The 11192-nt window shown below is 72.8% G+C and carries 10 protein-coding genes; 3 read left to right on the top strand and 7 right to left on the bottom strand.

Going from position 1 to position 11192, the window contains the following annotated elements; genetic code table 11:
* Nucleotides 1–408: 408 nt before the first annotated feature.
* A complete protein-coding gene (locus ACFVHI_RS27485; RefSeq protein WP_063349146.1) occupies nt 409–1413 on the bottom strand; it encodes a stage II sporulation protein M in 1005 nt (334 codons plus the stop codon).
* Between the two features lie 293 nt (nt 1414–1706).
* On the opposite strand from ACFVHI_RS27485, the gene ACFVHI_RS27480 reads away from it, so the two are divergent.
* Nucleotides 1707–2666: an RDD family protein gene (locus ACFVHI_RS27480; RefSeq protein WP_380343747.1), complete on the top strand. Its 960-nt coding sequence runs from the start codon at nt 1707–1709 to the stop codon at nt 2664–2666.
* 64 nt (nt 2667–2730) lie between these two features.
* On the opposite strand, the gene ACFVHI_RS27475 is transcribed toward ACFVHI_RS27480, so the two are convergent.
* Nucleotides 2731–3381 carry a hypothetical protein gene (locus ACFVHI_RS27475; RefSeq protein ID WP_063349144.1) on the bottom strand — a complete coding sequence of 217 codons (651 nt, stop codon included), beginning with the start codon at nt 3379–3381 and terminating at the stop codon, nt 2731–2733.
* Nucleotides 3382–3492: 111 nt separating this feature from the next.
* On the opposite strand from ACFVHI_RS27475, the gene ACFVHI_RS27470 reads away from it, so the two are divergent.
* Complete coding sequence (locus tag ACFVHI_RS27470; protein WP_380343744.1) at nt 3493–4005, top strand: SigE family RNA polymerase sigma factor; 513 nt, start codon at nt 3493–3495, stop codon at nt 4003–4005.
* The gene (locus ACFVHI_RS27465) at nt 4002–5075 is read left to right on the top strand and encodes a hypothetical protein (protein ID WP_380343742.1); all 1074 of its coding nucleotides are present in this window, start codon (nt 4002–4004) and stop codon (nt 5073–5075) included. The genes ACFVHI_RS27470 and ACFVHI_RS27465 overlap by 4 nt, the downstream gene beginning before the upstream one ends.
* Nucleotides 5076–5169: 94 nt before the next feature.
* On the opposite strand, the gene ahcY is transcribed toward ACFVHI_RS27465, so the two are convergent.
* The 5 genes from ahcY to ACFVHI_RS27440 all read right to left on the bottom strand — a co-directional run bounded on the left by ahcY (nt 5170) and on the right by ACFVHI_RS27440 (nt 11054).
* Nucleotides 5170–6618 (bottom strand): adenosylhomocysteinase, encoded by a 1449-nt coding sequence (ahcY, locus tag ACFVHI_RS27460; protein WP_063349141.1) that lies wholly within the window; start codon nt 6616–6618, stop codon nt 5170–5172.
* A gap of 374 nt (nt 6619–6992) precedes the next feature.
* A complete protein-coding gene (locus tag ACFVHI_RS27455) occupies nt 6993–7970 on the bottom strand; it encodes a cation diffusion facilitator family transporter (RefSeq protein WP_063349140.1) in 978 nt (325 codons plus the stop codon).
* 91 nt (nt 7971–8061) lie between these two features.
* Nucleotides 8062–9336 (bottom strand): SIS domain-containing protein, encoded by a 1275-nt coding sequence (locus ACFVHI_RS27450; RefSeq protein ID WP_380343738.1) that lies wholly within the window; start codon nt 9334–9336, stop codon nt 8062–8064.
* 66 nt (nt 9337–9402) lie between these two features.
* A complete protein-coding gene (locus ACFVHI_RS27445) occupies nt 9403–9585 on the bottom strand; it encodes a Trm112 family protein (RefSeq protein ID WP_063349138.1) in 183 nt (60 codons plus the stop codon).
* 83 nt (nt 9586–9668) lie between these two features.
* Entirely contained in the window at nt 9669–11054 is a 1386-nt protein-coding gene (locus ACFVHI_RS27440; RefSeq protein WP_063349137.1) for a phosphomannomutase/phosphoglucomutase, read from the bottom strand.
* Nucleotides 11055–11192: the final 138 nt, after the last annotated feature.

Raw genomic sequence — 11192 nt, 5'->3', positions numbered from 1 at the left:
TGGCACGCTGTTGAGTTCTCAAGGAACGGACACTTCCTTCGGACCGCCTTCCAGCGGGCCCTCCGGGCGCTTCGTTCTTTCGTGTTTCCAGCTTATCAGATCCTCGCGGCCGTTCTTACCGGCTTCGTTTCTCCGAATTCCCGCTGGCGGGATTTCCTTCGAACTTCGCTCCGAAGCTTATCAAAGCTTTCGGTGTGCTCAGTCCGCGGGATTTTGCTTCGTCGAAGGATGCGCATTCATAAAACGCGCTCACCTCGATTTGGCGGTGTCGTAGACACTAACGCCCGGGACTGACCGTTGTCCAGTCTGTCCCAACCGTTCAAACCTACTAGCCCACCCTCACCACGTCAATGGTTTGGTCGGGATGCGAGAAGAGTACCAGGTCAGAGGCGTGTGGATCACCTCGCCTCAGGCCGCGACGGGTTGCAGATCCGCCCGATCGGCCGCGTCCAGATCACCGACTTCGCCGGCCTCGGCGGCCTTTCGGCCCCACACCAGCGCGTAGAGGAGGAATGCCGCCTCGGCCAGCACGCCGATCGAGATGCGCGCCCAGGTGGGCAGTCCGGAAGGGGTGACGAACGCTTCGAGTACACCGGAAACGGCCAGCACCGTCGCGAGGCCGATGGACATGCCGATGATGGAGCGGCCCTGTTCGGCCAGGGCCGTTCCACGGGTGCGCGGGCCGGGGTCGATGACCGTCCAGCCGAGGCGCAGACCGAGGCCGCCGGCCACGAACACCGCGGTCAGCTCCAACAGGCCGTGCGGGATGAGCAGGCCGAGGAAGACGTCGAGTCGCCCGGCGGAGGCCATCAGCCCGACGCCGACACCGAGGTTGACCACGTTGGTCCACATCACCCAGAGCACCGGGAGACCCAGCGCGATCCCGAACAGCAGGCACTGCACGGCGATCCAGGCGTTGTTCGTCCAGACCTGTGCGGCGAACGAACTCGCCGGGCGGTCCGAGTAGTACGACTCGTACTGCCCGCCCGGGCGGGTCATCTCCCGCAGGTGATCCGGGGCGACCAGGCTGTTGCGGACCTCGGGGTGGGTGGCCATCCACCAGGCGAGCACCGCGGTGGCCAGCAGCGAGACGACCGCGACCGGCACCCACCAGCGGCGCGCGCGGTACAGCGCGGCCGGGAAGCTCACCGTGTAATACCGGGCGACGTCGTGCCAGCCGCTGCTGCGCGATCCGGTCACCGCGCTGCGGGCCCGCGAGACCAGGCCGGTCAGCCGGCTGAGCAGGGCCGGGTCCGGTGCGGCGGCCTGGACCTTGGCCAGGTGGCCGGTGGCGCGCTGGTAGAGGGTGACCAGTTCGTCGGCCTCCTCCCCGCTGAGCCGGCGCCGTCGGGCGAGGGCGTCCAGCCGTGCCCACTCCCCCTGGTGGGTGGCGACGAAGACGTCCAGGTCCATTCGGCGGCTCCATGGTCGGCGGTGGGCGCGAGGGGCCCGGTCGCGGGCGGGCGGACGGGCGGGTAGGTACGGACACGCGCGGCCCAGCATGCCAGGAGCGGTGGGCACCCCGGCCGCCGGGATCTCACTTCCCGTGCGGCCACCGGGCGCCGTATGTTTGCGGCTGCGGATCAGACTGCGGAGAGCAGGTCGTGGGGGCCGGTCCGGGTGACGTCCCTCCCCTCGTCCGTGCCGCCCTCGGCGGCCTCCATGAGTGAGCTGTACGGCTCCACGAACGTGAACGGACAGGTGTCTTGAGCGACCTGGTGACGGGCGAGGCGGTCGTCCTCGACCTGCAGACGGCGAAGCTTCCCAGCCGGGCGCTGGCGATCACGCTGGACCTGCTCGTGGAATTCGCCGCCCTGTTCCTGGTCTCGCTCACCCTGAGCGTCGCCCTGATCGGACTGGACGGTGCGGCGCTGGCGGCCACCCTGATCGGGCTGCTGGTGTTCTTCCTGGTGGCCGTGCCGGTGATGGTCGAGACCTTCAGCCACGGGCGCTCGCTCGGCAAGGCCGCGCTCGGCCTGCGGGTGGTGCGCACCGACGGCGGCCCGGTGCGGTTCCGGCACTCGCTGGTGCGCGGGCTGGTCGGCTTCATGGAGCTGGTCGCCATGACCGGCGTGCCGGCGGTGATCACCTCGGCCGTGAACGCGGACGGCAAGCGGCTGGGCGACATCTTCGCCGGGACGGTGGTCGTCCGCGAGCGCACCCCGGGCGGTGGGACGCCGCCCCCGCTGCCGCCCGTGCACCCGCACCTGCTCCAGGCGATGGGCCGGGAGCTGGTCGCGATGGACCTGTCCGCGGTGCCGGAGCCGCTCTGGCTGGCGATCCGCCAACTGCTGGGCCGCATAGGCCAGTTGGATCCGACGGTGGCGCTCCAGATGTCCACCCGGCTGGCCGGCGACCTGGCCGCCCGGACCGGTCACCCGGTGGCGCAGGGGCTGCACCCGGCGGCGTACCTGGGCGCGGTGCTCACCGAGCGCCAGCGCCGGGAGTGGACGCGGGCCCAGGCGCAGTGGCAGCGGACCGCGGCCCCCGCACCCGCCGCGTGGCCGGCTCCCGCGCCCCAGCCGGCCGCCCCCTCCTTCGAGAAGCCCGCCCCGCCCACCGCCGACCAGCCGTCCCCGGCACCGGCACCAACCCCGGCACCGGCCCCGGCACCGGCACCGTCCTCGACACCGGCCCCCGACACCGGCTTCGCGCCGCCCGCCTAGGCTCACCACACTGCCGCGCGGGCCCGCCGCCCGGCCCACTCAGCCCGGCCCGCGCAACCCGGACCTACTCCCCGAACTGCGCCGGCCAGGCGTTCGGCGGCGACGCCAGCTCCTCCAGTTCGATCCCGTCGGCCGCCAGCACCACGTCCCCCGCGAGGTGCACGACCTGCTGCTCGCCGGTCTCCAGGTCCGCGACCTGGTACCGCTCGACCAGCAGCGGCCCGGAGTCGGTCTGGTGCGTGTCGACACCCTCCAGCAGCCACCCCTGGTCGAAGGTGCGCGGCGCCAGCACCGGTTCGGTGAACGCGACCAGCCGCACCCGCGCGCTCGCCCCCTCCCGCAGCCGCAGCAGCCGGGCGGTGGCGACCAGGAAGGCCGGCGAGCCGCCGGTGAACCCGTGCGCCCGGTCGTGCCCCTCCACGCTGTGCTCGCCGCCCGGGTCCGCCGCGTCCGTCCGGACCCAGGCGACGCCGTCCACCGCGCCGCCGCGCACCTGCCAGCCGCCGGCCCGCAGTTCCATCCGCAGCGGGCGGGCCCGCGAGTCCAGGGTGAGGTCGACGCTGCCGATCACCCGCCCGTCCGGCGCGTAGGTCTTGGAGACGTACCGCCAGCCGGCCGCCCCGGGGGCGCAGCTGAAGCGCTCCTCCCCGAGCAGCACGCGGTCGTGACCCAGAGGAGTCATGGCTGTATGGAGCGTGTACCGGCCGTTGGGCATGTCCGAAAGCCTACGTGCGCATTCGCATGCAACGTTCGGGGCGGGTGCCCGCATTAGGGGGGTGGACGGCGCGCACGAGCGCCGACGGTACGAGGGAGAAGGGGGGCGCAGATGGCGAAGCAGGCACGCGACGAGGAGTTCACGGAGTACGTGACTTCCAGGAGCGGCTGGCTGCGCAAGGTCGCCTATCTGCTGTGCGGGGACTGGCACCGCGCGGACGACCTGGTCCAGGAGACCATCACCAAGCTGTACGTGAACTGGTCGCGGGCAGGCCGCATGGAGAACCTGGACGGCTACGCCCGCAGGGTGCTGGTCAACACCTTCCTGGCCGAGCAGCGCACCTCCTGGTGGCGGCGGACCAGCCGGCCGGGCACCGACCTCGACACCGAGTCCGTGCCCGTCGACCTCGACGCCTCGCTGGACCTGCGCCACGCCCTGGCGACGCTGCCGGCCCGCCAACGGGCGGCCGTGGTGCTCCGGTACTACTGCGACCTGACGATCGACCAGGCCGCCGACGCCATGGGCTGCTCGTCGGGCAACGTCAAGAGCCAGAGCTCCCGGGCCCTGGACACCCTCCGCGGCAGGCTCGCCGCCCGCCCCACCGTCGCAGGGAGGACGCCATGACCAGCAAGGATCACCACGACCTCACCGCCCGGCTGACGGCCCTCGCCGACGGGTCGGCGCCACCTGCGCGGTTCGACGCCGACCGCTCGATCGCCGAGGGCACCGCCCGGCTGCGCCGTCGCAAGCGCGCCGCGGTCGGCGCCGTCGCCGCCGTGACGGTGGCGGTGGTGGCGACCACCGCGCTGCTGGCCCCGGGAAGCGGCACCGTCGCCCCGACACCGCCGGCGGGGCCCACCCCGAGCACCTCGCCGTCCTCGACGCCGACTCCGACCCCCACCCCGACCGTGAGCGGCATCGACCCGCTGACCACCGAGGTCCACTTCGGCTGGCTGCCCGACTGGGTGGGCGGCGAGCAGCACATCGGCTACGAGACCGGCTACCACGGCATCTACGCCCAGGCCCGAGGCGTGGGCGAGAACGCCGCCCGCATCATGCTCTCCCAGTACCCGGCGGGCTCCGAGCCCCCGATGACGGGGTTCAACGTGAAACTCGGCAAGGTCGACGCCGAACCGGTCAACGGACGACCGGCCTACCGGGTGGTCGCCGACCAGCCCGAGCGCTACCAGCCGACGCTGCGCTGGCTGACTCCCGAGGGCCGCTGGGCCGAGGTCAGCGGGAACGGCGGAGTGCCGGGGGACGTCACCGACGAAGTCCTCCACCAGGTGGCCACCGGCGTCCGGTTCGGTCACTGGAACGTCCCGCTGCCGGTGCAGTTCACCGGCCTGCCCGAGACGTTCAAGGCCACCGACGTCATGCTCTCGCGGCCGGACACGGACGGCGTCGGGGCCTGGAACCTGTGGCTGATGTTCCAGGTCGAGGGGAAGAACGTCTCGGTCAGCCTGCGGCCGATCGGGCCGCGCCCGGTCTACACCAGCACGGACGGCTCGCCCTACACCGACCCGCACCCGCCCCTGGAGTCCGTCCAGAACGGGGTGGAGATCTCCATCGGCACCGGAGCCGGCGATCCGCCCTCCCTGGAGCAGCTCGGCGGCCTCCCCTGGATGCTCGCCCACACCAAGGCCCTCGGCCCGGACGCCGCCGCCTGGACCACCGACGTCATCGTGCCCTGAACACGGACCGCCGAACGCGCCGGTGGCCGGCACCCCCGCGCAGGGGTGCCGGCCACCGGCGTACGCCGCACCGCGTCAGCCGCGGTTCACCGCATCAGTAGCGGTACTGATCCGCCTTGTACGGGCCCTCGACCGGGACGCCGATGTAGTCGGCCTGGTCCTGGCTCAGGGTGGTCAGCTTCACGCCGAGCGCGTCGAGGTGCAGCCGGGCGACCTTCTCGTCCAGGTGCTTGGGCAGCACGTAGACGCCGATCGGGTACTGCTCGGTCTTCGTGAACAGCTCGATCTGGGCGATCGTCTGGTTCGCGAAGGAGTTGGACATCACGAACGACGGGTGGCCGGTCGCGTTGCCCAGGTTCAGCAGGCGGCCCTCGGAGAGGACGATGATGGTGCGGCCGTCCGCCTTGCGCCACTCGTGGACCTGCGGCTTGACCTCGGTCTTCACGACGCCGGGCAGCTGCGCCAGGCCGGCCATGTCGATCTCGTTGTCGAAGTGGCCGATGTTGCCGACGATGGCCTGGTGCTTCATCCGGGCCATGTGGGAGGCCATGATGATGTCCTTGTTGCCCGTGGTGGTGATGAAGATGTCGGCCGTCTCGACGACGTCCTCCAGGGTGGCGACCTGGTAGCCGTCCATCGCCGCCTGGAGCGCGCAGATCGGGTCGATCTCGGTGACGATGACGCGGGCGCCCTGACCGCGCAGCGACTCGGCGCAGCCCTTGCCGACGTCGCCGTAGCCGCAGACGACGGCGACCTTGCCGCCGATCAGGACGTCGGTGGCGCGGTTGATGCCGTCGATGAGCGAGTGGCGGCAGCCGTACTTGTTGTCGAACTTCGACTTGGTGACCGAGTCGTTGACGTTGATCGCCGGGAACAGCAGCTGGCCGTCACGGTGCATCTCGTACAGGCGGTGGACACCGGTGGTGGTCTCCTCGGTCACGCCCTTGATGGTGGCGGCGACCTCGGTCCACTTGTTCGGGGAGTCCTTGAGGGTGCGGTTGAGCAGCTCCAGGATGATCCGGAACTCGTCGTTGTCCGCGGTGGACGGGTCCGGCGCGGCACCGGCCTTCTCGAACTCGACGCCCTTGTGGATCAGCAGGGTGGCGTCGCCGCCGTCGTCCAGGATCATGTTCGGGGTCTTGCCCTCAGGCCAGGTCAGGGCCTGCTCGGTGCACCACCAGTACTCGTCGAGGGTCTCGCCCTTCCAGGCGAAGACCGGCACGCCCTGCGGGTTCTCCGGGGTGCCCTCCGGGCCGACCGCGATGGCGGCGGCCGCGTGGTCCTGGGTGGAGAAGATGTTGCAGGAGCACCAGCGGACCTCGGCGCCCAGGGCGGTCAGGGTCTCGATGAGGACGGCGGTCTGCACGGTCATGTGCAGCGAGCCGGTGATGCGGGCGCCGGTCAGCGGCTTCGACTCGGCGTACTCGGCGCGGATCGACATCAGGCCGGGCATCTCGTGCTCGGCCAGCTGGATCTCCTTGCGGCCGAACGGCGCCAGGGAAAGGTCGGCGACCTTGAAGTCACCGGTGGTGTCGGTCGACATGCGTCTGCTCCTCGCTGATGGGGTGGGCGTGGCCAAGGTCCTGTGTGTGCGGTCGCAGCGGGGCGGGGCCGTACGGGTGCACGGCTACGCCGGGGCGGCCGGATCCGTGGTGCTGGACCGGTTCCCTGCTGCGCAGCACAAACCGTCGGAGGACCTCTCTCCCTCGACCGGGGCACACCCCACAGGGGCAGACCGCCGATCAACCGCCATCAGCAGCGACGTTCTGGCTCTGGTGACGAATCTACACCGGCGGCCCCACCGGCCGTCCGCCGATGAGCGATTTCGGCCTCGGACCGGACGGGTCCTCAAGCGGATCCCAGCCGCCCCCCTGGTCTGCCCCCGGCCGGCCCCGGCCAGGGGCGGCCCGGCGCCGGTCAGTGCGAGGCGCCGGGCCCGGGCCCGCCGGGGGTGGCCGCCGGGTCCTCGCCCGCGGCGGCCTTCTCGGCGCTGTAGACGTCGGGCTCCAGGTAGATCGCCCGCGCGATCGGGACGACGGCCCGGACCCGCTCCTCCGCCGCGTCGATCGCCTGCGCGACGCGGGCGGCGCTGTCCTCCGCGTTGACCGCGATCTTGGCGGCGACCAGCAGTTCCTCCGGCCCCAGGTGCAGGGTGCGCATGTGGATCACGCCGGTGACGGCCTCGCCGTCCACCAGCGCCTCGCGGATCCGGCGCACCGAATCCCGGTCGGCGGACTCGCCGAGCAGCAGCGACTTGGTCTCCAGGGCGAGCACCACCGCGATCACCACCAGCAGGACGCCGATGCCCAGGGTGCCGACGCCGTCCCAGACGCCGTCGCCGGTGACCACGGTGAGCGAGACGCCGAGCAGCGCGAGCACCAGGCCGATCAGCGCGCCGGCGTCCTCCAGCAGCACCACCGGCAGCTCCGGGGCCTTGGCGGTGCGGATGAACTGCACCCAGCCCTGGCCGCCCTTGGCCTTCGCCGACTCGCGCATCGCGGTGAGGAAGGACCAGCCCTCCATCGCGACGGCGAAGAGCAGCACACCGACCGCCCAGCCCCAGGAGTCCAGCTTCTCCGGGTGGTTGACCTTGTGCCAGCCCTCGTAGATCGCGAACAGGCCGCCGACGCTGAAGAGGACGATCGCCACCAGGAAGCCGTAGACATAGCGCTCGCGGCCGTACCCGAACGGGTGCTCCTCGTCCGCCTCCCGGCGCGCCCGCTTGCCGCCGATCAGCAGCAGCACCTGGTTGCCCGAGTCGGCGACCGAGTGCACGCCCTCGGCCAGCATCGACGAGGAGCCGGTGAAGCCGAAGGCGGTGAACTTGGCCACCGCGATCGCCAGGTTCGCGGACAGTGCCGCGACCAGTGCCTTGGTGCCGCCTTCTGTACTCATGCTTCGGGTCCCTCCGCCGCAATGGCTGGTCGCGCTGCTCCGTCGAGCGCTTACCGTACCGGCCGTGCGGCGCGGCTCAGGACTGCGCGGCTCAGGACTGCGCGGCGGCGAGCCCGAGGTAGACGGCGGCGAAGTCGGTCAGCGCGACCAGGTCGGCGAGCGCGTGCAGCGGGTCCGGCCGGCTGGTCGCGTACTCGGTCAGCCGGACGTCGTGGGCGCCGGCCAGCCGGTGCGCGCGGGTGACGCCGAAGCTGCGCGGGCCCGCGTCGTCCTCCGGCACCTCGGCCGGCCCGCCCTGCTCCTCGGGCGCGCCGCCGGGACGGACACCGGACTGGGCACCGGGCGCCCCCGGGACGTGCCGCAGCAGCAGGACCTGGAGGTGCAGCGGATCCGGCTCGTCGACCCGGTCGCGGAAGAAGTCGTCCGGGTCCGCGCCCGCGCCCAACTGGCCGGTGAACATGCCGCGGTGGGCGGTGAGCACCTGCGGCAGCGGCCCGGCCAGCGCCGGGCGGCCGGCCCGTTCGGCGAGCTGGGCGGCGAAGCGGGTGGCGACGGCCCCGGCGATCGGGCCCTCGGCCCACAGCAGCGGGACCGTCCCGGCCAGCCGGGCGGCCAGGCCCTTGGCCGGGTTGGTGTACGCGGCGGCGTCGGGGCGGCAGCGGACGGCGGTCGCGTCCAGCAGGTCGGCGACGGCCGGCAGCGCGTCGTACGGCAGCTGGGTGATGCCGATCTTCTGGGCGAGCGCGAGCAGCGGGGCGAGGTGGGACCACAGCGCGGCCGGGTCCTCGGCGGGGAGGTCCGGCTCGGCGGCCGGGCCGGCGGGCGCCTCGTCCTCGGGCAGCGCGGAGGCCACGTACGGCAGCGGCAGCGCGCGCACCTGCAGCGCGGCCTCGGCCAGCGGGCTGCCCGCCGGGGCGGTGACCACGATCGCGCAGCCGCGCGCGTAGGCCTGCTCGGCGAGGCCGACCAGGCCCGGTTCGCCGCCGTCGGCGGAGCTGACCACCAGGAGGTCCAGCGGGCCGGCCCAGCCGGGCAGTTGCCAGCCGAGCCCGGCGGTGAAGGCGGGCGGCGCGCCGGCCCGGTCGGCGCGCGGGGCGGCCGCCTCGGTCGGCGGCAGCGTGGTGATCAGGCCGGCGTGGCCGGCCAGCGCGGTCAGGATCTCGCCCGCCGTCAGGGCGCTGCCGTGGCCCGCGACCAGGACGGCGCGCGGGCGGCCGTCCGGGCGCAGCCGGTCCAGGCCGGCCGCGTCGGCCAGCCGCAGCGCGGTGCGGACCCGCGCGCCGGCGCCGGCCAGGGCCAGCAGGGCGCGGTCGCGGTCGGCGCGCTGCAGGGCGGCCGGGTCGTCGAGCAGGGTGTCGTCGAGCATGCGGCGGGCCTCCGGCTGCTGTCCTGTGCGCGCTGGGCTGGCGGGGTGGGGGCTTCGCCCCAAGGATCAGGCCGGGCGGCGGGCCTCGTCCACCAGCAGGACCGGAATGCCGTCCCGGACCGGGTACGCGAGGCCGCAGTCCGCGCCGGTGCAGAGCAGCTCGGGCTGCTCCTCGGTGCCGCCCTCGGTGAGCGCGGCCCGGCACTGCGGGCAGACCAGGATCTCCAGCAGGAAGGATTCGAGCTTCATGGGGCTCTCCAAAAGTCGGGGGGTGGCACGGCGGTGCCCCGGCCGATAGGCAACCCTACCGGCCGGGGCACAGGAGGCCTCGGTCAGGCGCGGACGATGGCGAGCACGCCGTCGCGCAGCTCGGCCATCTTCGCCGGGTCCTTGGCCTCAGCGTTCAGGCGCAGCAGCGGCTCGGTGTTGGAGGCGCGCAGGTTGAACCACCAGTCAGGGCCGGCCACGGTGAGGCCGTCCAGCTCGTCGACGGTGGTGCCCTCCAGGCCGGCGTAGGCGGCGCGGACGGCGGCGGTGCTGGCGGCCTGGTCGGCGACGGTGCTGTTGATCTCGCCGGAGGCGGCGTAGCGGTCGTACTCGGCGGTGAGCGCGGACAGCGTGCCGGGCTGCCCGCCGAGCGCGGCCAGCACGTGCAGCGCGGCCAGCATGCCGGTGTCGGCGCGCCAGAAGTCGCGGAAGTAGTAGTGCGCGGAGTGCTCGCCGCCGAAGACGGCGTCGGTGACGGCCATCTCCTGCTTGATGAAGGAGTGGCCGACCCGGGTGCGCACCGGGTTGGCGCCGAGCTCGCGGACCACCTCGGGGACGGTCCAGGAGGTGATCAGGTTGTGGATGACGGTCGGCTCGGCCTCGCCGGCGGCCTGGGCGCGGGCGATCTCGCGGGCGGCGACCAGGGCGGTGATGGCGGACGGGGAGACCGGCTCGCCGCGCTCGTCGACGACGAAGCAGCGGTCGGCGTCCCCGTCGAAGGCCAGGCCGAGGTCGGCGCCGACCTCGCGGACCTTGGCCTGGAGGTCGACGATGTTCTTCGGGTCGAGCGGGTTGGCCTCGTGGTTGGGGAAGGTCCCGTCCAGCTCGAAGTACATCGGGACGAGCTCGATCGGCAGGCCGTCGAAGACGGTCGGCACGGTGTGGCCGCCCATGCCGTTGCCCGCGTCCACGACGACCTTGAGCGGGCGGATCGCGGTGAGGTCGACCAGGCCCAGCAGGTGGTCGGCGTAGCCGCGCAGGGTGTCCTGCTCGGACAGCGCACCGGGCTTGACGTCCTTGGCCGGGACGGTGACGGTGTCGTCCTCGCCCGTCCAGGACTCGACCAGCTCGCGGATCTCGGAGAGGCCGGTGTCCTGGCCGACCGGGGCGGCGCCGGCCCGGCACAGCTTGATGCCGTTGTACTGGGCCGGGTTGTGGCTGGCGGTGAACATCGCGCCGGGCAGGTCGAGCTTGCCGCTGGCGTAGTAGAGCTGGTCGGTCGAGCAGAGGCCGATCTGGACCACGTCGGCACCGTAGGCGGCGGCGCCCTCGGCGAACGCCCGGGTGAGCGACGGGGAGGAGGGGCGCATGTCGTGGCCGACGACGATCGCGGACGCGCCGGTGACCTGCACGAACGCGGCGCCGAAGGCCCGGGACAGGTGCTCGTCCCACTGGTCCGGGACGACGCCTCGGACGTCGTAGGCCTTCACGAGCTGCTTGAGGTCGCGCACTGCGGCTCCACCCTGGTCTCTGTACTGGTCGGTGTGCGTGTGATCGGCGGCTGGCCGCCCACGGTCACGATACGTCGGGGTCACCGCCCGTTCGGTCGACGGTCCGCGGTGACGGTAGACGGGCAGCGTACCCAAGTC

Origin of the sequence: Kitasatospora sp. NPDC127121 (assembly GCF_042677305.1) — a bacterium.
GTDB lineage: Bacteria > Actinomycetota > Actinomycetes > Streptomycetales > Streptomycetaceae > Kitasatospora.
The sequence above is the reverse complement of the archived record's forward strand: the minus strand, read 5'-3'. Positions and strand labels throughout refer to the sequence as shown.